Genomic DNA, 23176 nt, shown 5'->3' with positions numbered 1-23176 from the left:
CCTCCGGACGCGCACGCGTTCTCTGTGCGACGCCCGCGTGATCCGAGAGTTTTACGCGGCGCGGAATCCTGCAATCCGATTGCAAGACGTGGGGGAGAGGGCGTGCGACGCACCTTCGCCAAGGTGGCGGCCGCCGGGGCCCGCCATGGCGGCGCCAGGGTGTCGGGTGAGCGATCGCGCGGAATTCCGGCCGATTCATGGGCGGCCCGGCGATTGCTGCATCGCGGTACATGACCGACAAGCTGCTGCTCACCGCGCTCGCGCTCGCCGCGGGTTCCGCCCTGGCGCGCGCGCCGCTTCCCGCCGCGCTCGCGGCCGTGATCTCGCTCTTCCTGTTGCGCCGCCACCTCGAACGGTGGGCGCTCGTGGGCCTCGCGCTCGTGCTCGCCCTCGGCGCGCTGCGGGCCCGCGCGGCGATCGACGAGGCCGCGGCCCTGCATGCGCGCGTGACAGAGGCGCTCGGCCCTCCAGGCCGCTGCGAAGGGGAAGCGATCGTGCTGCGCTCACCGGTGGTGCAGCGCGGCGAACCCGCGGCTCCAGGCGAAGAACGCGGCGAGGCCCGCATCGAGGTCGAGCTCGTCCAGGGCGGCTGCGAACGTGGCCCGCTCGAAGGGCCGCTCCGCGCGAGGCTCCACGGCGCGCCCGAGGATCTCGCGCGGGGCGATCACGTGCGTCTCGTGGCGGACCTCGCCCCGGTCCATCTCTTCCTGAACGAGAGCCTGCCCGACCCGCGCCCCTCCATCGCGCGGAGCGGCGTCGCTGCGTCGGGAGGCATCGTCGATCTCGAACGTATCTCGCGCGGCCAGGGCATCCCCGCATGGCTCGATCGCGCCCGCGCCCACGTGCGCCGCCGCATCGAGGCGACGTTCCACCCCGAGGCCGAGCCGCTCGCGCGCGCCCTCGTCCTCGGCGAGACGGATCTCCACGAGGCCGACAACGAGGCCTTCCGCCGGAGCGGTTTGTCCCATCTGCTCGCGGTCTCCGGCACGCACCTCGTCCTCGCCGTCGCGGGCCTCGCGGCCGCCGCGCGGGCCTTGCTCCTGCGCGTCACGCCGCTCTCGGCGCGCCTCGACGTCGGGCGCATCTCCGCGGCGCTCGCGATCCCCACGTCGTGGCTTTATGCGGACTTCGCAGGCGGCAGCGGCTCGGCGTTGCGCGCCGCCGGCATGCTCTCCGTGGTGATGCTCGTGCGCGCGCTCGGCCGTCGCCCGAGCGGCGTGCGTGCCTTCGGCGGCTCGCTCCTGCTCGCGGCGATCCTCGATCCGCTCGTCGGCAGCGACCCGTCGTTCGTCCTGTCCGCGGCGGCGACGGCAGGTCTGCTCGGGCTCGATCGACCCATCGCGCACTACCTCGTGCGTGGCCCCGCGCTCGTCCGCGCCGTGCTGCGCCCGATCGCCACGACGCTCGCCGCGATGGTCGGCTGCACGCCGTTCCTCGCGATGATGACGCCTTCTTTGTCGCTGCTCGGCATCCTCGCGAACCTCGTCGCCGCGCCGATCGGCGAGCTCGCGGCGCTGCCCGTGTGCCTCCTGCACGCCACACTCGCATGGGCGCCTCCGGTCGAGCGGGGCGCGGCGCTCCTCGGCTCGGGCGCGCTGATCGCGGTGCGCGCGGTCGCCCGCGTGACGAGTGATCTCGGCGGGATCGTCACCTTCCCGCCGCCCACGCCCTCGCAGCTCGCGGCCGTGGCCCTCACGGCGCTCGCCGCGGCCCTCGCGAAGGACGCGCTTCGCCGCGGCGCCGCGCTCGCGCTCGGGTTTGCTGCGCTCCTCGTGCTGGAGCAGGGCGCCGCGCATGCGGGGAGCGCCCAAGGCCGGCTCCGCGTCCGCACGCTCGACGTGGGCCAGGGGGATTCGATCGTCGTCGATCTGCCCGATGGGAAAACCATGCTCATCGACGGCGGCGGCTTCATGGGAAGCCCTGTCGACACGGGAACACGTGTCGTGCTCCCCGTGCTGCGCGCGCTTCGCAAGGAACGCGTCGACGTGGTCGTCCTCTCGCACCCGCACCCGGATCACTTCGGCGGGCTCATCTCCACGCTCCCCGCGATCGAGGTCGGCGAGCTGTGGGACACGGGCCAAGGCGAAGACCACGGCGCCGGACCGACGTACGCTTCGATGCTCGCGAACCTGCGTCACCGAAAGATCCCGATTCGTAGGCCCGACACGCTCTGCGGCAAACACGTGATCGGCGGCGCGACGATCGAAGTCCTCGCCCCCTGCCCCGGGTTCGTCCCCGACGAGAGCGCGAACGACAACTCCTTCGTTCTGCGCATCACCTACGGCCAAAGATCCGCGCTGCTCGTTGGCGACGCCGAGGCCGCGGCCGAACGCTCGCTCATCGAGAAAAACCCGGCCGCCCTCCGCGCCGATCTCCTCAAGCTCGGCCACCACGGCAGCCGCACCTCCACGACGGCGCCCTTCCTCGACGCCGTGCGCCCGAGCGTGGCCCTCGTCTGCTCCGGCGTGCGCAACCGCTACGGCCACCCCGACCCCGGCGTCCTCGCCTCGCTGCGCGCCCGCGCCATCACCATCGCCCGGACCGACCGGGGCGGCGACATCGTCTGGGAGACCGACGGCGAGGCCGTACACCTCACACGCCCCTCCGCCCGCTGACGCGGGGATCTCGGGTGTTTCCGTGAGGAAATCGGCCGGGATCGCTTGCGCCACCGAGCCTGCTGAAGGAGTCTCTCCCCGAATGTCACGTGACGTCACCGTGGCGACCATCCGGCGGCGGCTCGCCGAGGAGGTCGGCCGCCTCGACAAACACGCGCCCTGGCGCATCGCGCTCGCCTACCCGTCGCCTTACCGCACGGGCATGAGCTCGCTCGGCTTCCTGCAGATCTACAAGTCGATCCAGAACGAGCCCGACATGGCCGCGGATCGCGCCTTCCTGCCCGACGACGAGCACGGGCCACGCGCCGTCCCGCTCACGTACGAGTCGCTCCGCCCGCTCAGCGATTACCCGGTGATCGCCATGAGCGTCGCCTACGAGCTCGAGGTCGCAGGCGTCATCCGCCTGCTCGAAGCCTCGGGGATCGCGCCGCTCCGCGAGGAACGTTCGTTTCGTGATCCCTTCATCCTCGCGGGCGGCCCGCTGACGAACTCGAACCCGCTGCCGCTCGCGGCCTTCGCCGACGCGATCGTCATGGGCGAAGCCGACACGCTCGCCGTCGACGTGCTTCGCATCCTGCGCGACACGCCCTCCCGCGAGGCCGCGCTCGACGCGCTCGCGAAGACCCCGCACGTCTTCGTCCCCGCGCGCCACGGCGCCTCCATGCCCGGCATCGCGCAGTGCGACGACGAGCTGCTCCCCGCGTGGGCGCCGATCCGCACGCCCGACACCGAGCTCTCGAACATGTTCTTGATCGAGACCGAGCGCGGCTGCTCGCGCGGCTGCACCTACTGCGTGATGCGCCGCTCGACGAACGGCGGCATGCGCATCGTCCCCAAGGACAAGATCCTCGGCCTCATCCCCGAGGACGCGCGCCGCGTCGGCCTCGTCGGCGCCGCCGTCAGCGATCATCCGAAGATCGTGGAGATCGTCCGCACCCTCGCCGAGCGCGGCTGCGAGGTCGGCCTCTCCAGCCTGCGCCCGGACAAGCTCTCGGACGAGTTCGTCGGCGCGCTCAAGCTGGCCGGCTACCGCACGCTCACCACCGCGATGGACGGCACGAGCGAGCGCGTGCGCGAGACCCTCGACCGGCGCGCGCGCATCCGCCACCTCGAGCGCGCCGCCGAGATGGCGCGCAAGCACGGCATGCCGCGCATGAAGCTCTACTTGATGATCGGCGTGCCCGGCGAGGAGGACGTGGACGTGGACGAGTGCGTCCGCTTCGTCACGCAGCTCTCGCAGCAAATCCCCATCGCCCTCGGCATCGCGCCCTTCTGCCCGAAGCGAAACACGCCGCTCGCGCAGGCGCCGTTCGCGGGCATCGACGTGGTGAACGCGCGTCTCGAACGGCTGCGTCGTGGCCTCAAGGGCCGGGCCGACGTGCGCTCGACGAGCGCGAAGTGGGCCTGGGTCGAGGCCGTGCTCGCGCAGGGCGGCGAGGCCGAGGGCCGCGCGGTGCTCGACGCCGTACATGCCGGCGGCACCTTCGCCGCCTACAAGCGCGCGTTCGAAGCCTTCACCCCGAAGAAGCCGAAGAAGAGCCTTACCATCGTCGCGAGCGCATGAAGACCCTCACCCTGTACACGCGGGAGCGATGTCACCTCTGCGACGTGGCCAAAGAGGCGCTCGAACAGGTGCGCAGCACGGAGCCCTTCGAGCTTTTGGTCGTGGACCTCGACCACGAGGCCCCGGCCGAAAAGCGCGCGGCCTACGATTGGGACGTGCCCGTCCTGGAGCTCGACGGCCGTAAGATCATGAAACACCGCGTCGACGAGGCGCGGCTCCTGCGGTTGATCCGCGAGTCCGAGGCGTGAGCGAGTGGGCGCAGGGGCGCCCTTGCGCTATGGAGGTCGAGGCATGAAGTCGTCCACGCTCCTGCAGATCGTCTTCATCGTGGCCGCGGCCATCGCCGTCTTTGGCTTCGTCACGGCCGCGAAGAACGATCAGGTCCGCGCGAGCTGCACCGCGATGTGTGGCCTCAACCCCGCGTACGCCGGCCGCGATCGGCTCGCGCCCGACTTCGAGCTGCCCGACCTCGACGGCAAACCCGTCCGGCTCTCGTCCTTCCGCGGCAAGGTCGTCTTCCTGAACTTCTGGACCGAGACGTGTGGCCCCTGCAAAGAGGAAATGCCCTCGCTCGCCACGCTCGCGCGCGTGTTGCGCGGCCGCAAGGACATGGTCCTCCTGACCGTCACGATCGACGAGGACCGCACGAAGGTGCGTGACCTCCTGCGCGTGCTGCTCGACGGTGACGCGCCCTTCCCCGTGCTCTTCGACACGGACTCGAAGATCGTCGCTGACCGCTACGGCACGAAGCTCTTCCCCGAGACCTGGCTCATCGACAAGAACGGCATCATCCGCGCCCGCTTCGACGGCGCGCGCGACTGGTCCGAGGCGAGCGCCGTCGAGATCGGCGAGATGCTCAAGAAGCCCTCGGGCGCGGTCCTCGACTTCGGCTGCCCCGTCGACTTCCTCCAGGGCGTGCCGCGCGGCAAACACGCGTCCCTGTGCATGGACGACTCCTGAAGCTACATTGGCGCCCGCGATGACCTCTCGCAGGCCAGACGGAGACGGAGAACCGAGCGCCCCCGACGAACGCGTCGTCGCCGCGCGCCTTGCGCTGCTCGAAGGCGTGGGCGCGGAGATCGCCGCCTCGTTCCCCGGCATCACGCGGCTCGGCGGGCAGGTCGTCGCCGCGCTCTACCTCGCCGACAGCCCGCGCTCGATGGACGAGCTCTCGATGGAGCTCGGCCGTTCGAAGAGCAACATCTTCGCGAACCTGCGCGGCCTCGAAGCGGCGGGCATCATCGAGCGCCGCCGCGAGTCCGGCGCGCGGCACGACTCGTACACGCTGCGGGGCAAGTACCCCGACGTGATCATCGGCGCCTACCTCGCGCGCCTGCGCCGCGTCGTGCAAGACAAACGCGCCCTCTCGCGCCGCGCCCTCGGCCTGCTCGGCGACGCGCAAGGCGACGAGGCGAACGCGCTCCGCAAGCGGCTCGACGACCTCTCGCGCAAGTACGATCTCTTCGCCGAGCTGATGGACCGCTACGTCCCGAACACGGACGGCCCGGTGGACCTCGAGCGGCTCATCGCCCTGATCCCCGAGCCCGTCCTGCGCGCGCTCATGACGGCCGTGAAGGCCGCGTTCTCCGTGGCCGACACGATCGCCACGCACCACGAAGAAACGCTCCGCCGCGCGAACCGCAAGCGCTGACTAGCTCGCCGCTTGCTCGAGCTCGAGCATCCGCTCGATCCGATCCCGCACGATCCGCGCCGTCGCCATCCGTTCGAGCTCGCCTGCGTCCGCCGGCGAGAGCTTGCACGCGAGCGTCCGCGCGTCCGCCACCGGCGCTGCTCCCTCCGCGAGCCACACGACGGCGTGCGGGTTCACGAGCGCCTCGTCGAGCTTCAGGATCGACGGTGTTTCCAGGCCGATCTCCGCGAGCACCGCCGGCACCTCGGCGGGCAGCGGCGAGACCTCGCCGGAGGTCGCGGCCACCGCGTCCGTATGACCGAGCGCGCGCGCCACCGCGGCGCCGAGGGCCGCAAGCGCGCCCCCTGTGGCGTCGGCGAAGCAGAGCGGCCGATGGGGCTTTGTGGTCACGAGGGATCCGCCTAGTTCGTGTTCAGCTCGACGCGCAAGAGCTTGCGGCCGATGAAGAGGTAGTCGCCGTGCCCGAGCTCGCGCTCGCTCTTGATGCGCACGTACGTGCCGTTGCGGCTGTTCAGATCGGTCAGCGAGAAGCGCCCGCTGCTCTCCTCGATCCGGCAGTGCGAGCCCGACATGTAGAGGTCGCCCGGGAAGTTCAGGTCGCCGCCTTCGCGCCCGATCTGCAGCGACGAACCCCGCGCGCACACCGTCATGCCGACCGCGCCGCCCTGGAGGATCTGCGTGAGCCGGAAGGGGCTCGGATGCTTCGGCGACGAATAAAAGTACGTGCCGTCCGGGTCCTGCCCGTCGGAGGGCTTGGGGCTCGAATCGAGGCGGAAGAGCTGCTCGCCGGCGAGGAACGTGTCGCTCGGGACGATGTCGACGGTGCCGCGCACGCGGATGTAGACGCCGTTCAGCGAGCCCTCGTCGCGCACGACGAGCTTGCCGTCTCGGTAGAAGAAGTTCGCGTGTTTCGGAGAGACGAACGGATCGTCGGGGAAGACGAGCTGACCGTTGCGGCCGACGATGTGCTGCTCGGCCTTGAGGTGGAAGCTCAGGCCGTCCATGCCTTCGCCGCGGATCAGGATGAGCTTCGCCTTCGCCGGGTTCTGCATGTCCCCGAAGAAGAGCGTCTGCGCGTTCATGATCTCGAGCGGAACGGCAGTCCCGCACCTCCCGCAGAACTTGTGGCCCGAGGGCACGCCGCTCGAGCAGGAACGGCAGACGTAGTTACGGGCTTGCTCCATGAGCTCCTCCTGCGATAGGTCCGCGAACTCGCTTCGTGCTGGGGTTTTTTGCGCGGGAACGGCGCCCGCCGCGGGGGCGCGGCGAGGTCCCACGGAGGTCGCTGCGGCGGGCAGCGGCGTCGCGGGGCGATGCAGCGGCGGCGCAGGCGTCGTCGCGGGACGGGCCGACACGGCCGGACGCACGGGCGCCGACGGCAGCGGCGCCGGCAGGACGGATTGCCGGCTCCCGAACAGGGCCAGATCGTTGTCGCACGCCGTGCAGCTCGTGGCGCCCATGGAGCTCCACGTGTCGCACTGACCGCAAACGATGCCTATCTCGTGCTGCTCGTTGCCCAACGTCGTTCCTCGGGGACACCCGGTTCTAAACGGCGATCGAGAGGAGGGTCAAGCAAACAAGGATCCGAACGAGCGTGTCATCGGATCACCGTCATCCGGGCGTCCGCATCGCCCCAGCCGTTCTTGCCGACGAACCGGAAGACCACGCGCTCCTTGCACGTGGCGCGCTCCAGCGTACCGAACTCGCGGGAATCGTCGTAGAGGTCGATGTTGTCGCTGAGCAGATAGACCATGCCCTCGCCCACCTCGGCCTTGAAGGTCGAGGGGCTCGTCTTGGACTTCGTCTGCCCGCGGTAATGCCACCCCCCGCCCATCTCCACGACGCCACACTCGAGCTCGACCTCGGCCTCGGTGTTCGGGTGCAGCGTTTGGTACTTGCGCGGCGGGCACGCCTGGACGGTGTTGTAGCGCTTGCCGTTGACCTCGACGCTCCGCGCGGTGATCTCGATCTTGTCGCCCTCGACGCCGATGATGCGGCCGACCACGTACTGGGTCGGATCCTCGGGGTCCTTGCAGCGGACGAGATCCCCGAAGCCCGGCGTGCCTCGGGTCAAGAGGAGCACGAAGTCCCCGCCGTCGAGCGTGGGCGCGACCGATGCCGAGAGACGGAGCGTCGTCGGCACGGCCCAGGTCTTGAAGAGCAGCACCCTGAGGAGCCCGAAGACCACCACGAGGGCGAGGACGGTGTAGCCGAGCGCTTTGCCGAATTTCTGCATCGGAGCGCAGATCGTATCGCAGGTGCGGCCGGGCGGGCGAGCATCCGGCGGGGCGGGCTGCGCCGCGCGCGCCGCTCAGCGCTGGCAGCTTCGGAAGGGCGGCAGCTCGCTCGGGCTCGTCCCGTTCGCGATTTCCTTGGCGGCGCTGAAGAGCTCACGCCACGCATCGAGCCGCACGAAGATCGAGGGCGCCGCCGTCGCGTCGTCGCCATCCATCACGGAGGCCGAGACCACGCCGACCACGTCTTGCCGGTTCGCGCTGTACGCCGGTCCGCCCGAATCGCCGGGGCAAACCGAGGCGACCGCGATGAAATCACCGCCGCGCACCTTGCCGATCGGCCCGCCCACGCGCTCGATGCGGTGGATCGGCCCACGCGAGAGCGCGCACCTTCCAAACCCGATCGGGTAAATCGACTCGTTTTGCGTGGGCGCCTCCTCGATGCGCGGGCTCAGCGTGGGCACGCCGACGAGCTTCCGCGAGAGGACGAGGATCGCGATGTCGCCTTCGCCTGACACGTAGCCGCAATCCGGGCTCACGATCGCGCGCACCTTCACCTCGCCCCAGGGCAGGTCGTCGCCGCCGAGCTCGATGGTGAGGCTCTCCGGATCCTTGTCGCGGTTATGCACCGTCCCGTCGGCGTCGCGCTCGGAGACGCAGTGGTGCGCCGTGAGCACGAGGTCCTCCGCGATGAGCGTGCCCGTGCACGTCACGTCCCCCACGATCCGCACGACCGCGTTGACCTTGTTCTCGATGTCGAGGTCCACGGGCGGCTGGAAGATGAAGGGGCGCTCCTCGGCCTGACCGTGCGACGCGGGGGTCGCGATCGGGCGCTTGGTGGGCTGGCCGCAGCCGACGAGGAGGGAGGTGGAGACGAAGACGGTCGCCCAAGGCAGCCCACTCGAAAGGCGGGCGCCGAGGGAGGAAGGCGGGGAGGAGCGGGGCTCGCGTCGATTCAGCACGCTGGCGATGGCCTCCCGCGTACGCATCGTCGGTGGGTTCCAGTCATCGCTTCCTGAGACGAACCAGAAAAAGAATCGTGACATGGCGGCGCCGATGGGGCATCCGACAACGCCGCCCGATTTTCCTTGGGTGCGTCTTACGTCACGTGACGGACGCGCCCCCGGGCGGCTTCAACGCATCGCGACAAGACCGACCTTCTGCGTCGAACGCTCGTACGCAGCCCGGACGGCGGCGGGATCCGTCATGGGGTCCTCGACGCCCGCGGCCACGACTTCATGGAGAAACGCGGCCTGGCGGCGGGCCTTCGCGACCTGCCAGGAGCTGCACGCGACCGCGTCGGTGTCGCAGGCGTCGAGCGCGCCCTCGACGGTCGCGAGGGCCTTCCGCGCCTGCCCGCGGTGGAAAAGGGCGCGGGCCGCGACGTCGGCGACGCGGGGATCGAGCTGAAGGGCGCGGGGGGCCTTGTCGATGACGGCGCTCGCGAGGCCGGGCTGGCCACGGTCGACGTACGCCGAGGCGAGGGCCACGACGGAGTCGACGGTGGGCGAGAGCGCGGCGGCCGATTCGAGGGCGGCCATGTCGACGGCGGTCTCGGAGGCCTGGGTGGTGTCGGCGGCCAGGAGGCGCTTCGAGTGGGTCCCGGGGCCGATGCCCAGGGCGAAAGCGATGCCTGCGAGGAGGATGCCGTTCATGAAGAGGAGGCCCGAGCGCATGGTCCAACCGACAGCGCTCGGGCGGGTGGGTTCCCGCGTTTCGAAGAATCCGGACGCGTGTCCGGGGCTGCCTGGGTCAGAGGGCCGCGCCGAGCCCGAAGGTCATGAAATCGCCGGCGCGAATGCTGACGCGCTCGAGCTCCTCCGCGTCGCCCGCGACACGGGTGTACTCGAAGAAGAGGTGCACGCCGGGGACGCTGAAGTCGTCGCGGTCTTTCCTCTGGCGGAAGGACACGAACAAGGAGGCGCGGAGCTTGTGCTCGCCGAAGCCCTCGTCTTCGAGGCCATCCGCCCGACCGCCGAAGACGTTGCTCGCGGTCTCCGGGATCCAGCGGTAGGTCGCTTCGGCGTCGACGTAGTCCGGCACGATCGTGAAGGCGATGCGCGGCTTCAGGTACCCATACCCGTGGGCGTTGAAGCCGCCGCCGACCGCGAGGCTCGCGCGCAGGTGGCGGAACGAAATCGGCTGCACGACGAGGCCCAGGTTCGCGCCGAAGCCGCCGAAGTACGATTTGAAGAGCGGGAACCCGATCGTGATGTCCCCCTCCATGCCGCCCATGCCCCCGAAGAGCGTGGGCAGCGGCAGGATACACGCCGCGATCGTGAGAGCACCCGTGCCGGAGATCGGCGGGTCCTGCTCGTTCTCCTCGAAATCGACCACGGAGCGCGGCGTATAGACGATCGCCACGCTCCCGAAGTGGTTCGTGCCGAGGCCGTAGCTCTGCAAGAAGTCGTCCGAGGAGAACTCGTCCCGCGGGCTCCAATCGTCGGCCCGGGCCACGCCGGACGCGAGGGCGAGCGCGGCGAAGGCGAACGAGGCCGCGGCGATCGGGCGGGGCATTCGTGTGCGCAAGACCATGGCTAGAACCTCGCCCCCGCCGTGGCGACATACCCGAACTGGCCCGTCCACGGCCGCGCCGTCTCCACGCCCACCGAGAGGTGCAGCCGCCAGAGCATCGCATTCACCGAGATCGTGAGCGGAATCGGCCGCACCGGGTCCACGCGCATGCGGCGCCCGTCCACCTCGCGCGTCTCGATCTCGTCGTCCGCGAGCAGGCCGAAGTCGAGCCCGCGGAAGTTCAGGTCGACCGCCGCCTGGGCGTAGAACGGGCCCCAGGGGACGATGAAGCGGACCGGGATTCCGACGTACTTCTCCTCGACGAGGATGTCCTTGCCGGGGACGATCGCGCTGACGTCGCCGAAGCCGAACCCGCCCTCGAGGATGAATCGTTTCCCCGTGTAGACGGTGAAGAGGAAATTCATTCGATAGCCGCGGGCGTCGCCGAGGTCCGCGCCGAACCACTTGCGGGTGAAGACGTCGAGCTCGAAGGATTGCTGGCGATAGGCGACGAGGCCCTTGGCGCTTTCTTCTGCCGCAGCGAGGGCCGCCTCGCGTTCTGCGGCGCTCCTGGTGGAGGTCGCGGTGTACGTGGTGGTGGTGACCCGCTCCGTTTGGCCGCTTGCGTTCGTGCGCACATAGGACGAGGTCGAGACGCTGGTGGAGTCCGGCATGCTCGCCGCGGTGGCGCCGAGCAGATAAAAGATGCCGCCGACCACGAAGCCGGAGATGAAGCCGCCCCGCTCGACGAAGCGGTACCCGGTGACGAGCGGATTGCCCTGGCCGAGGGAGGAGCCGAACATACCGCCGCCGCCGCGGATGCTGGCGCCGACGGTGTACCCCGGCCAACGAAAGCCGCTGTAGGCGTGTGACTGCACCTGGAACTTCGTCAGCTCCGGGGCGGGCGTGGGCTTGGGGGCGATGGGCGCGGATGGGGTCGGCGATGGCGTCGACTCGGTCGGCGATGGGGTCGACTCGGTCGGTGATGGCGTCGACTCGGTCGGCGGTGGGGTCGACTCGGTCGGTGATGGCGTCGACTCGGTCGGTGATGGCGTCGAACCGGTCGGTGGAGGTTGTGCGCCCGATGCTCCCGAAGGCGCCGGCGCGCTTGGAGAAGGCGTCGGCGACGTCGGGGTGCCCTGCGCAGCCGCCCCCGGCGCTGCGAGCACCACGAGCCAAGCCGCCGGGAACCACAGGAGATGTTGACGGAAAGAGGACATCGGCCAGGACTTCGAAAAAAGTCCCAGCACTGTAACCGAAGTGCCTATTCGGACGGAAGCACGAAGTGGAAACCAGCCGCGTCGACCACGTCGTCGATACCGGCTATTCCTGGCCGCTTACCTAAACAAGGTCTTGCTCGGGGCTGATCTCTTCGAGGCCGATGTCCTTCACGTCGAGCCCAAAGGCATCTGCTTGCTGCTGCATGAGCGAGATCACCTCGTGCATCGCCATGAGACGCCCGAGAGCAAAACCACGGTCTGCTTCGGAGGCCGAGAGAGCCTCCTTCTTCGCTCGGAGCGCCATCTCTTTGAGCAGCCCGCCGAGGTCTCGAAGGTAGAGAGACTCTGTGGATGAACTCACTGCACACCTCCCAACAGGCCCTTCAGGATCTGCTCATCCGCGGTGGGTCGCGAGTTCCTGCGCACCGGTCTCAGTCAAATATCTGAGGTGTGGGCTTGGCTCCCAGCGGGGACTGTGAATCCAGCCGAGCCGAGCCATCTCGTCGAGTTGCTCGACCCATGTATTTTCATCCTGAAGCTCCAGGAACTCGTCCCAGTTGCTAGCGAATTCTCGCAGTCGCCACGCATCAAAACCGTCGTGACGACCCTCCGGACCGAAATCGAAATCGATGTCGATGCCATCCAGGGTCGCGGCGCACCCGACTCCGTGGAACTGATACTCCCCCCGTTGTTCGATCCGGCCTTCACGAGGCAGGCGCCTGGCCGCGACAGCACGAAGTAAGTCGGCCTCACGACTCTGCGCTTGGAGCAGGGTGACCACCTGCGTCGCCCGCTCCAGGTAGCGCTCGATGAGCTTCCACGCCTGTTCCATCTTGTTCCCATGCCCCATGGCCACAAGCCTCCACATGCTGCTCGGCGGGGATACCCTGGGAGGCAGTCGTTCCACACGCAAGAAAAGAACGCTACTCGTTGGCAACCTCCACCAAGTGCTCCGGGATCTCGATCGAGTGTCCGTCCCCGAATTCAAGGAGATAGAGAGTCGTCCCGATCGCGCAGCCGAACGGCTTGGCTTGATCGCCGTTTTCGACCTCCCGCATGCCGCAAACGGCCGCCAGACGCCCGGGAAGCATCTCGTGCGGAGCGTTGCTCTTGATCCGAACCGTGTCTCCCCAAGTAGGCCGCTGCATGGCTCCTCCGATTGGTTGATCGGCAGCCACGGGGTGCCGTCTGGATTGTTTACGCCAGGAACGTGCCCGTGGGGCTGTTGCGCGCGTGGATCAGGATGGGTGGCGGGCCGATGGGGGGGCCGTCGATGCGCACTCTGGCAAGATTCCCGGCTGCGTCACGCGCTTGAACGAAGCGCCCATCCGGCGATCCGGTGATGCGGCCTCCAGGGGGCGTCGGTACGACAGATACACGCGGAACGCAGCCAAGAAGACAGGAGCTTGCATCAGGGCTCCTTGGAATCGCGGCTCCCGGGCACGGGAATGCCCTGGTTTCGCGTTCGCGCAAAAATCAGGAATCGGTATATATCCATGATCGCACCATCACGGGCACGAAACGGCACGGAAAAGACGTCCCCCGAATACAGCTCGACCCTGAACTCCTCATCCAGCGGCTCCTTGCAGACCCGATGGAACCCGGCAATATCTTTGTAGCGGAGGACTTTCTGCAACGAGTCTTCGAGTACGACCAGCGCATCCTGGGTGATGATGAGCGCATCGGTCGGGCTCCCTTGGAAACTCTCGTAGATGCCAAGCACCTCGCCCTGCTGTGGATCCATCTCCGGTCGCCACCACGCCGGTTGCTCACCATGCGTGAAGGCATAATAGCCCGGCATGCCTTTCTTTTCACCCGACGGCAAGACCTGATTGCGTAGCGTTCGGTTGAGATACGATTTTATAACATTCATTAGAGACCTCCCTCGTAGAACATCGTACCGTTGGACCGCTGCGCGAAACCCATTCGCTCCAAAAGTTTTTTCAAGTTGCCCGTAATCTCGATGATCGGCGTCGTCTCGACACGTATGCTCGACGCTCCATACTCTCGCGCCATCTTCTTCAGCGACGGAAACACTCGCGCCGCTTTCATACCCACGCCATCCATGCTGCCAATATAGTCTATCTTGACCAACGCTCGCCCGTCCTTCACCCGAATGCTCCCCTGCACCTCGGCATCCGTTCCGCCCAACCCCAGGTCCTCCTGCGTCAGCCGCCTGTCAACCTTCGGCCCCGGTGCACGGGCGCCGCTCGCCCCGCCACCCGTCGACCAAGCCTGCCAAAACCCATCCCACCCCACCCCCACCGCCGCATACCCATTCACGAGCATCCCGGCCGACGCCACCGCGATCGGCATCCCCACGATCGCGCCTCCGCCCGTGGTGCTCATCCCACCACCCAGGAACGACCCACCCGCGCCGAGCACCATCTGCACGATGCCCGCCCCCATTTCCCCGACCGCCTTCCCGAGCCGCGCCTCCCGCGTCCCCTGCGGCAACGCCCCCGCGTCGATCGCGATCTGCGCGCCGATGCTCCCTCCCGGCACCGTGCCAATCATCGCCCCCGACACCACACCGCCGCCGTATTGCACGCCCGGCAGCTCAAGGAAGCTCGCCTCCGGCTCCGCCGCATCCGGCGACGAGGCCGGCGGCGGGGTCGGCAGATGCGCGCGGAACGCCGCCACGATGCCGGTTTGCAGTTCCGGATCCTTCGACATTCGTGGCGGACCCCGGACGACCACGTCGATGACTCCGTCGGGCCCGGGCGGAACGACGGGGCCGAGCAAGATCGCCTGATACCCGCTCGGATCCACGTACGCGAGCGGATTGTTGAACGTATACGAATATGGATTCCAAGCCTGCCCGGACAGGACATCCGCCACGATGGGATCTGTCTGCAGGAACCGCCCGATCCTCGGGTCGTAGATACGCCCCTTCGCATTGACGAGCCCGACCTCCTCGTCTTGCTCGTGCCAGGTGAACCCACGCCGCATCCCCGTGCTCGCAGTCGCCCCGGCACTCCCACCCCACGCGGGATCCCGCGGCGCCCCGAACGCGTCGAAGCTCCGCCGATCCACCTCCGCGCCGGCCTCGTCCGTGATCACGTCGACCGAGCCGAGGTGGTCCACGTGCACATAACGCCGCGTCTCGTTCTCGCCGCGCCGCTCGAAGACCGCGACCATCCGCTCGCCATTGCTCACGAAGTACCGGTCGACGACCCCCTCGGGGCGCGTCTCCTGCTCGAAGAGATCCCCGAAATAGATCGTCTCCCGCTCCCCACGCCGGCCGAGCACCCGCGCCCCATGGCCGTCGTATTCGAACGTGGTGGCGGGGCCACCAGCCGTTGGCACGTACGATCGCGGCAGGTCGAAGTCCGTATACGTGATGGTCACGTCCGGCCGCGTGATCTGATTGCCCACGGCGTCGTTCGCGAACGCCGCGCTCCCCGCGAGCTGCACCGCGTGCGGATGCACGGGGTCGTACGTGTATGTCCCGACGTCCGATTTGAACGTGATATCGCCGGCCGCGTCATACTCGATCACCGTATCGCACGGCCCATTCCATTCGAGGCACGAGAGCGGGGATTCGCAGTCCTCCACCCGACTGCACGTGAGCCGATCGAGCTCGTCGTGCTGGAACCGCTCGATCTTCTGCTGTCGCTTGTCCTCCCTCGAATCGACGTTCAGCCGCACATTGTGCCGAACCACGAGTCCCTGAAGCATGTTCGTGCCGTGGTGCGTGAAGATGCTCTCCACGGCGCCGCTCTGCGGTGAAACATCACGCTCCGTGAGCGCCCCGTTCCCGAACGTCTCCATGACGGTGCGCCCCGCGCCGTCGACCATGTCGAGCTGCCAGAGGAGATCCCGCGTGACCCCCTGGCGAACCGCCGTCAGCGTGCCTGTCGTGTCGTACTCGTGGTAGACGCTGAAATCACCCTCGCCCGGATACGTGATCTTCGAGAGTCGACCGAACGTGTCATAACTGCGCCACGCCGCGAACGCGCGTGTATCCGCGAGCCGGAGCGTCGTAGACCACGGCCGCGAGAGCGCATCGTACTTGTATTCGACCCGGTGCCCGTCTGCGCCGATCACACGCGACGGGAAGCCGACGCCGTGGTCCGCCATGTCGAACTCGTACGTCGAGACCTCGCCGCCCTGCTCGCGGCGCGTGAGCCGGCCGAGCGCATCGTGCTCGAACTTGTAATGCCGCCCCAGCGCGTCGCCGAGATCCGTGACCTGATCGAAGCCATCAAAAACGGACGTCGTCTTGCCCCGGTCTGGATCCGTCTCCTCGATACGCCGGCCATAATCGTCGTGTACCGTCTCCCGGGACGTCCCGTCGGGCAGCTCGACGCTGCGCACGAGCCCGAACGGCTCATAGGTATACGTCGTCTCGCCACTCTTCGCGTCGACGACGGTGATCGGCCTCCCGATCGCGTCGAGGAGGGTCCTCTTCGTCAGGACGCCCCCCTCGGGGTTGCTCTCCTGCGTCACGACCTGGTCGTGGTCGTACGTATGATTCGAAATCGCGCCCCAGGGCGCCTTCGTGGAGATCACGCGCCCGGCGTTGTCGTACTCCCACGTCGTGCCGAGCCCGGCCGCCGGAGCGTCGCCCTCGATGTGCGGATTGCTCTCCCACACCATTCGCCCGTGGAAATCGTACGACCTCTCCGCGACGATCCACTTCCCGACCCCGAACGCCGAGATCCCGGACATGAGCACATCCGGCCCCTTCGATCGCTGCCGCACCGGGCGCCCGAGCGAATCGAGCACCGTCTCCCGCGCGCCGTGCCCCGGCGTCGCCTCGTGCACGTGCAGCGCCCATTCATTCGCGAACGGCCCGCCATCTTTAGCGCGCGTCAGGCTCCGCGTGCTGACGACCCCATCCGGCCTGTGCTCCTCGACGACGCGGCCGAACCCCTCCACACGCCATTTCGTGACGAGCGCGTTTGGATCGCGCATCGAGAGCTCCACGCCGAGGCCCGCGTCGAACACGTGATACGACGTGTGCCCTGCAGCATTCCGCGTCGCCCACGGGTACGTGCCCGAGGGCTCGTACGTCACGCATGCCTCCCGGTGATGCCCGAAGGCATCGTCCGCGAGCACGCTCGTGACGTTCCCGAAGTCATCGCGCAGAAAGTGTACCACGCGCCGCGCGGCAGGGTCGTTCGGCGCGCGCGTGCTCCGCCAAAGCGCGCCCCGGAGGTCGAACGCCTGCTCGGTCTCCCGGCACTGGGTCGCGCCGAGCGCCGAGCTGCACGTCTTCTCCTTCTCGACGAGGCCGAGCAACCACAGCGCGGGATCATTGGTCACCGTGCGCGTCGTCTTGTTCAGGAGGTCGACGCCCTCGGTAAACGATCGCATCTCGAGCACGTTCCCGAACGTGTCGACGTCATCGACGACGGTCCACGTGCGCTCGAGGAGGTCCCCGTCCTGCTCGCGGCGCTTCTCCGTTCTCCGTGTCGTGACGAAATAGGTGGCGCCGCCGCTCGTCGGGATGACCTCCGGCTCCACGTAGTACGAACTCACTTCCTCCCTCGCGGCGGAGATCCGGGTTTCGGACTCGATCACCATTCCGGCGAACGGAAACGTTCGCCGCGCGGAATCGAACGTCACGTTGTCGGAGCGCTCGTGAACCTCGGTGCCCGTGTCGAGGTCACGCACGATACGCGCGCCGAACCCGAGAAACCCACGACCATGCCGATGCGCGCGGCCATCGCGATACTCGACCTCGAACCTTCGTGCCTCGTTCTGGCCATTGTTCAGCCGGTACGACGATACGACAGCGGCGCCACCCACGACGCAGGCACGCGGATAGATGCAATCGTTCTCCGGATCCGAGCGCGGCGCATAGGTAGCTTCACCTCGATCGACCAGATCACCATACGTGATCTCGAGATCCGGCAAGAACCCGGGATCGCTTGGGTCTTTAGGGTTCCGTCCCGTCGTGAGGGTCGTGAGCAGATCCCGCGGCGCCCGGTTCCGGTACGCGACCATCTGCGCGTCGTGGTACGGATACACGATGTCCGTGTCCTGGTCCCCGTCGAGATCGATCGTGCGGAGCAGGTATTGTGGGGCCACGGTGTCGCCGTATGGATTCTCGAACTGGATCGATGTGGCCGTGACCGTCGCGTTTTCCCCGAGCTTGCCGCTCTCGTACACCACGTAACACGTGTCGTCTCCGCAGGATCCCGGCACCGGCAGGAACAGGTCGTCGCGGCCGTCACGATTGGAGTCGAAGACCCTCGCGTAAGGCGAGTACGCGAACGCTTCAGAGCCGGCGGCCGGGAAGGGAGCGTAGACCGCACCGAAGAACTCGAATTCGTCGCGCCCGTGGTTTTCGTACACGAAGGGGATGATGTCCGTGCCGAGGTTGCCTACATGGAGGAGGTCGGGATAACCATCGGCATTGACATCGGGGAAGAGCACCCGGAGCGCATCCCACTCCGCGTTCATGCTCGCGGCGTGCACCTTCGTGAGCGGATAGGCGACCATCTCCGCGACCGGGTCTTCCGACACTCCCACGCCGAGGGCATTGGCCATGGGAAGACCCGTCGACCGGCTCTCCCACGCGAGGGAAGGTACATCGAGCCGATGCACCCACCACTTCGCGTCCGTGTCGACCGTGACGAGCTCCGTCTGCCCGTCCGCATCCCAGTCGACCGCCCCGAAGAACCGCTTCATCGTCCAGCAAGACACGCCGTCGAGCGCCGGAATGGGGCGCTCTTTCTCCTCGAATCCGCCCGGCCTCCACAGGTGCGCGCGCCAGTGCGCAAGCGATGGCTTGCAGTCTTCGCCCGGGAGGCAATTGTCCTCCACGTAATTCGCGCCCCCGTACCACGTCCGCTCGTCGTCGCATCCGACGAAATCAAGCATGCCGTCGGCGTCGAGATCCGCGAGCGTCCAGCCTGAAGCGCTCTCGGACGTGAACTCCGATGCACGGAAATGCGCCTGGCGCCTGATGTTCGTGGCGACGAGTTCGAAGTGCGGCGACGGCTCCGGCCTCGATACGAGGACGTGGTGGAAGTTCCAGCCCACGCCCGACGGTTGATCGACGAGGAGGTCGATACGGCCATCGCCATTGTAGTCGAGAGGAGAGATGAGCCACTGCCCGAGGAATCCCGTCGGATAGGAAAGGTCCGCCCACTCCACGGGCACACCCAGGTTCCCGCCGCCGACGTTCTCGTACACGAACCAGCGATTCCTTCCCGTCTCGGGGTGGGTGGTGGACGTGACGATGTCCGGGAGACCGTCTCCCGTCACGTCGGCGAGGGTCCAGCTATATTGAGGGTCTTCGTTCTTCGTGGGGACGTGGGGCCAGAGCGTGCTCGTCTCGAAGCCGCCTTGGGCCCCGCCGTCGCTCCAGCCGAACCGCGCGGCAGGTTTGCATTGCGCGAGGTCCCCCGCGGCGCATTCTTCGGCCTTCACGAGCAAGGAGCGGTCGGTGATGGGGTCCTGGTCGTAATCGAATTCATAAGAGCGGACCTTCACCCCATCGGCGAACATGTCGACGCCGGCGAGCTGCTTGTCCCGTGAGATGCGCTCCCCCTCGTGAAACATGGCGCCGCCGTCGTTGACGGTATAGCGGAATCGAACCTCGCGGCTGCCCTGCGTCTCGACGCCGTTCGCGCCGACGTGACCCGCGTACGTGATCCGGTCGGGTACACGCTCACGCGTGGCGCCGCTCTGCGCGTTCGCGTCCGTTGCGTAATAATATCGGATCGTATTGCCGAACCGATCCCGATCCCGCTCGATGCTCCAGGCGCGCGTGATGCCGTGCCGCCAGACGACGCGCGTAGCATTGCTTTTGCCGTACTCGACAACATGACCGTCGCGCCGGAAGACGACGAAATAGATCGAATCGAAGCCATCCTTCGAGGGCGCGCCATACCCGTGGATCTTCGTCTGCGTATCGGGGAACGTGCGGTACTCGGCGAAGTCGCCGATCGTGTCCTTCCCTTGGCCCACCTGGACCAGGCGCAGTCCATCCAGGCAAACGTGGTCCGCGACGTCGAGCCGGACGCCGCGGATCGCGCCGTCCTGCGCGAGGTTCGTGCTGCAGCGGTGGATCATCGAGAGCCCTCGGAGGGAAAACCCCTTGCCAAGGAGGCCGATGTCGGCGCTGCTATCGTACGTGATCGAGAGGGCGGGCTCGATCCGCCCCGGGGGCACGATGAGCGGAAGGGTATGGGTCGCCGAACCCGCGGCCGACACGGCGAACGATCCGTCGAGGGACAGGGCGCCTTGCGCAGGCGCCTTCTCGAGCGGGGTCATGGCCGGATATGCGTGGTGCCCAGCGTAGGTCGGACAAGCGAGGGCCGGCTCGGGGAGCTCCGACGGCTCCGCCGGCGACGCAGGTGACATGGGCTCGTCGCTCGCGCGCGCGAAGGGAAAAAGGACGAGCAGCAAGGAAAGGACCAGGACAGCCCAGCGCATGACGACGACCTCCACGCACGAGCACCTCGTGCGTTGTCGGCCGGACCTGTACCGAAACCAACTGATCTGTCAACAGCGTATTCGTGCTGTGACACACATGGTCCGAGGGCGGCATCGAGGAGGCCGCCCTCGGCTTCGGCGAAGCCGCGGGCAGCATCGCACCACCCTGCGTGCGGCTTCGTGAAGCTTGCACGCGGCAGCATGCAAGCCGCCCGCAGCATCCCAAACCCCGCCCGCAGCCTCCTGCAACCCGCGGCCGCCATCCCTCGACCCTGCGCGCGGCATCGTGACCCCTGCGCGCAGCCTCGCGAAGGCCGCGCGCGGCATCGACGACCCCGCGCGCGGCTTCATGGGAGGCGCGTGCGGCTTGGGGAAAGCCGCGGACGGCACCTGCGAAGCCGCGGGCAGCCTCGGAGACCCCGCCCGCGGCATCCCCCTCCACGAGCGCAGGATTCCGATCCTTGCAAAGAATCCACCGCGCACAGCGTCCATACCCTACCTCGCGCCGTTGCGCGTGGAGATGCCATGCACCCGTTCCCCCCGGTTTCGGGGAGGAGATCCCATCATGCCGAATCCCATGGAGCCCGTCGCGCTCGACACGCTCGTCCATGATTGCACCGCGTTCGCGCCCTTTCTCGTCGACCTGCCGCCGCGCGCCCGGTTGGGGATGTGCTCGGAACAAGAAGGTTTCCCCGAGGTCGTCTCCGAGATCCTCACGAACCAGGCCCTCCTCGGCGACAAGGCCGGCATCACGAAATCCGATATCGAGGCCTTCCAGGAATCGAACCACCGCGTCGGGATGATCGACGCGCATTTGCCCGCCCTGAAGAAACTCGTCGAAATGATGGAAGAGACGCGGGCGCTCGAAGACGACAAAAGGCAGCGGCAGGTGAACGCGTTCGCCGATTCGATCGAGCGCCGCGCGAAGACGACGAACGATAAACACCTGCTCGCGAAATACGAGAAGACGCGGACCTATCGATCGGCCATCGCGAAGAAGGGCGTCAAGACGCGGACGAAGAGCGCCAAGGCGGACGCTGCCGAGGACGCAGACGCGAAGACCCAAGGCTGACGCTCGGCCGCTAAGCGACCCCGCCCCCCTCCCCTCGCCCTCCTGTCTGAATCCCCCTCACTCCATCGGAAGCACGACCAGGTCGTCCCGATGGATCACCACGATCTCCTCCCCTTCCTCCTCGCGCTTCTGCCCCGCCACGCGCGCCGCGTCGGACTGCGAGAGGCGGCAGAGGCCACGCGCGATCTCCCGGCCGTCCGGATCGACGACGGAGACGGCGTCTCCCGGCTGGAACGTGCCGCGGACGCCGAGCACGCCCACCGCGAGGATGCTGCGGTTCTTGGCGCAGATGGCCTCCGCAGCGCCGCGATCGACGAGGATCACGCCACGCGGCCGCAAGGTGTAGGCGATCCAGTGCTTGCGGGCGCCGAGGCGCTGGTGGACGGCCGGGAAGAAGGTGCCGACGTCCTCGCCCGCGACGACGCGGCCGAGGATGCCCGGCTCGCGGGCGTGCGCGATGACGACGTGCGCCCCGGCGAGCGTCGCCCGGCGCGCCGCCTCGACCTTGCTCGTCATGCCGCCCGTGCCGACGCCCGAGGTCGAGCCACCCGCGAGCGGGCGCGCCTCGGCGGCGATGCTGCGGACGATCGGGACGCGACGGCCGTCGGCGTCGAGCAAGCCCTCGACGTCGGAGAGGAGGAGCAAGAGGTCGGCGTCGACGAGCGGCGCGACCATGCTGGCGAGCTGGTCGTTGTCGCCGAATTTGATCTCCTCGACGGCGACGGCGTCGTTTTCGTTGATGATCGGGACGCACCCGGCTTCGAGGAGCGCACCGAGGGCGCCGCGGGCGTTGTTCGTCCGGGCGCGGTCGGCGAGGTCGGCGTGGGTCAGCAGGACCTGCGCGACGGGGATGCCGACCTTGTCGAAGGCCTCCTCGTAGCGCTGCATCAGGATGCTCTGGCCGGCGGCCGCCGCGGCCTGGAGCCAGGCGATGTCCTTGGGGCGGCTCTTCAGGCCGAGCTTCTGGATGCCGTGGGCGATCGCGCCGCTCGATACGATGACGACGCTGCGCCCGCCGCCCCGCCCGGCGCGCTGGCCACGGTAGGCGGCGACGTCCTGGGCCAGGCGGTCCCAGGCGTCGCCGGTGAGGCTCTTCGAGCCGATCTTGAGGATGGCGCGCCGGGTTTTTCCGAGGACGGCGCGCGGGTGGGACGAGGAGACCGCCTCGCGCTCAACCATCGTGGCTCACGACCTCGTCGAAGGCGGCTTCGAGGCGCCGCTCGACGTAACTCGGCAGCGAGGCGCCCGTGAGGATGGCGGAGTCCATCCAGCGGGTGAACTCGTCGCGGAGATCCTCGACGGTGTCCGGCAAGGTGATCGGGGTCGGGCGGAGCATCGGGGAGAAGGCGTGCAGGAAGGCGCGATCGATGGTCTCGCGGATCTTGCGGGCCTCCTCGGCATGGATGCGGACGGCGCCGGAGCGGCGCACCTGCGTGATGTAGCGGTCGAAGAGGTGGCCAAAGGCGAACACTTCGAGGGCGCGGGCGACGTTCGTGATCGCGCTGAGCGGGCCGAGGCCACGCTTCAGGATGGCGAAGCCGATGACCTCGGCGGCCCTGCGCGCGATGGCGCGGCCGGCATTCTGCTCGCTTTCGACGCTGGCGAGCAGCGCGCGGGCATCCGAGGTGAGGCTGATGCCGTGGCGCGTGGCCGTGTCATGGGCGAGGGCGCCGCGCAGGCGCGTGACGATGCGGTCCGGGAGGATGGGCAGCGGGATGGCGAGCGCGCCCATGGCCGCCGCGGAGAGCACGGCGAGGCGGCCGGACGGCGCGGGCGTCGCCACGGGGACCGCGACGGTGCTCTGGCTCGGAGGGCGCACGGCAGGGGCGGGGGTCGTCATGGGTCCGACCGTACCCGAGGGGCTGGCGGGGGGGCAAGCCCTCACCCCGCGAGCGTCTCGCCGCGCGGCGGA

Annotated in this window: 19 protein-coding genes; 6 read left to right on the top strand and 13 right to left on the bottom strand. The window is 68.3% G+C overall.

The window, feature by feature from the left end; all coding sequences use genetic code 11:
• The first annotated feature begins 230 nt into the window (after window positions 1-230).
• The 5 genes from QHF89_RS27835 (at window position 231) to QHF89_RS27815 (ending at window position 5830) form a co-directional block, all read left to right on the top strand.
• Window positions 231-2615, top strand: coding sequence for a DNA internalization-related competence protein ComEC/Rec2 (locus tag QHF89_RS27835; protein ID WP_284721010.1), 2385 nt, complete (start codon window positions 231-233; stop codon window positions 2613-2615).
• A gap of 82 nt (window positions 2616-2697) precedes the next feature.
• On the top strand, window positions 2698-4179 hold the full coding sequence (locus QHF89_RS27830; RefSeq protein WP_136966582.1) for a B12-binding domain-containing radical SAM protein: 1482 nt from the start codon (window positions 2698-2700) through the stop codon (window positions 4177-4179).
• Complete coding sequence (locus tag QHF89_RS27825; RefSeq protein ID WP_136926875.1) at window positions 4176-4427, top strand: glutaredoxin family protein; 252 nt, start codon at window positions 4176-4178, stop codon at window positions 4425-4427. The genes QHF89_RS27830 and QHF89_RS27825 overlap by 4 nt, the downstream gene beginning before the upstream one ends.
• 43 nt (window positions 4428-4470) lie before the next feature.
• Window positions 4471-5139, top strand: coding sequence for a TlpA family protein disulfide reductase (locus tag QHF89_RS27820; protein ID WP_136926874.1), 669 nt, complete (start codon window positions 4471-4473; stop codon window positions 5137-5139).
• Window positions 5140-5158: 19 nt separating this feature from the next.
• Window positions 5159-5830, top strand: coding sequence for a GbsR/MarR family transcriptional regulator (locus tag QHF89_RS27815; RefSeq protein ID WP_136966583.1), 672 nt, complete (start codon window positions 5159-5161; stop codon window positions 5828-5830).
• On the opposite strand, the gene QHF89_RS27810 is transcribed toward QHF89_RS27815, so the two are convergent.
• The 11 genes from QHF89_RS27810 to QHF89_RS27760 form a co-directional block, all read right to left on the bottom strand.
• Entirely contained in the window at window positions 5831-6220 is a 390-nt protein-coding gene (locus QHF89_RS27810; protein ID WP_136966584.1) for a hypothetical protein, read from the bottom strand. It abuts the gene before it with no gap.
• 11 nt (window positions 6221-6231) lie between these two features.
• Complete coding sequence (locus QHF89_RS27805) at window positions 6232-7350, bottom strand: FHA domain-containing protein (RefSeq protein ID WP_136966585.1); 1119 nt, start codon at window positions 7348-7350, stop codon at window positions 6232-6234.
• 77 nt (window positions 7351-7427) lie between these two features.
• On the bottom strand, window positions 7428-8066 hold the full coding sequence (gene lepB, locus QHF89_RS27800) for a signal peptidase I (protein ID WP_136966586.1): 639 nt from the start codon (window positions 8064-8066) through the stop codon (window positions 7428-7430).
• A 75-nt stretch (window positions 8067-8141) separates the two neighbouring features.
• Complete coding sequence (locus tag QHF89_RS27795) at window positions 8142-9053, bottom strand: trypsin-like serine peptidase (protein ID WP_136966587.1); 912 nt, start codon at window positions 9051-9053, stop codon at window positions 8142-8144.
• A gap of 144 nt (window positions 9054-9197) precedes the next feature.
• Window positions 9198-9740, bottom strand: a complete 543-nt coding sequence (locus tag QHF89_RS27790; RefSeq protein ID WP_136966588.1) for a hypothetical protein — start codon at window positions 9738-9740, stop codon at window positions 9198-9200.
• A gap of 76 nt (window positions 9741-9816) precedes the next feature.
• Complete coding sequence (locus QHF89_RS27785; RefSeq protein ID WP_136966589.1) at window positions 9817-10599, bottom strand: hypothetical protein; 783 nt, start codon at window positions 10597-10599, stop codon at window positions 9817-9819.
• 2 nt (window positions 10600-10601) lie between these two features.
• Window positions 10602-11456, bottom strand: a complete 855-nt coding sequence (locus QHF89_RS27780) for a hypothetical protein (RefSeq protein WP_136966590.1) — start codon at window positions 11454-11456, stop codon at window positions 10602-10604.
• Between the two features lie 463 nt (window positions 11457-11919).
• The gene (locus QHF89_RS27775) at window positions 11920-12159 is read right to left on the bottom strand and encodes a hypothetical protein (RefSeq protein ID WP_136966591.1); all 240 of its coding nucleotides are present in this window, start codon (window positions 12157-12159) and stop codon (window positions 11920-11922) included.
• A 33-nt stretch (window positions 12160-12192) separates the two neighbouring features.
• The gene (locus QHF89_RS27770) at window positions 12193-12648 is read right to left on the bottom strand and encodes a DUF6896 domain-containing protein (RefSeq protein ID WP_136966592.1); all 456 of its coding nucleotides are present in this window, start codon (window positions 12646-12648) and stop codon (window positions 12193-12195) included.
• A 561-nt stretch (window positions 12649-13209) separates the two neighbouring features.
• Window positions 13210-13671, bottom strand: coding sequence for a hypothetical protein (locus tag QHF89_RS27765; RefSeq protein WP_136966594.1), 462 nt, complete (start codon window positions 13669-13671; stop codon window positions 13210-13212).
• Complete coding sequence (locus tag QHF89_RS27760; RefSeq protein WP_136966595.1) at window positions 13671-20192, bottom strand: FG-GAP-like repeat-containing protein; 6522 nt, start codon at window positions 20190-20192, stop codon at window positions 13671-13673. The genes QHF89_RS27765 and QHF89_RS27760 overlap by 1 nt, the downstream gene beginning before the upstream one ends.
• Window positions 20193-20757: 565 nt before the next feature.
• Here QHF89_RS27760 and QHF89_RS27755 point away from each other — a divergent pair.
• Window positions 20758-21264 (top strand): hypothetical protein, encoded by a 507-nt coding sequence (locus QHF89_RS27755; protein ID WP_136966596.1) that lies wholly within the window; start codon window positions 20758-20760, stop codon window positions 21262-21264.
• Between the two features lie 57 nt (window positions 21265-21321).
• Here QHF89_RS27755 and proB read toward each other — a convergent pair whose 3' ends face one another.
• A complete protein-coding gene (gene proB, locus QHF89_RS27750; protein WP_136966597.1) occupies window positions 21322-22443 on the bottom strand; it encodes a glutamate 5-kinase in 1122 nt (373 codons plus the stop codon).
• Window positions 22436-23104 carry a hypothetical protein gene (locus tag QHF89_RS27745; RefSeq protein ID WP_284721009.1) on the bottom strand — a complete coding sequence of 223 codons (669 nt, stop codon included), beginning with the start codon at window positions 23102-23104 and terminating at the stop codon, window positions 22436-22438. The genes proB and QHF89_RS27745 overlap by 8 nt, the downstream gene beginning before the upstream one ends.
• Window positions 23105-23176 lie beyond the last annotated feature (72 nt).

It is taken from the genome of Polyangium sorediatum (genome assembly GCF_029946465.1).
Lineage (GTDB): Bacteria > Myxococcota_A > Polyangia > Polyangiales > Polyangiaceae > Polyangium > Polyangium fumosum.
The sequence above is the reverse complement of the archived record's forward strand: the minus strand, read 5'-3'. Positions and strand labels throughout refer to the sequence as shown.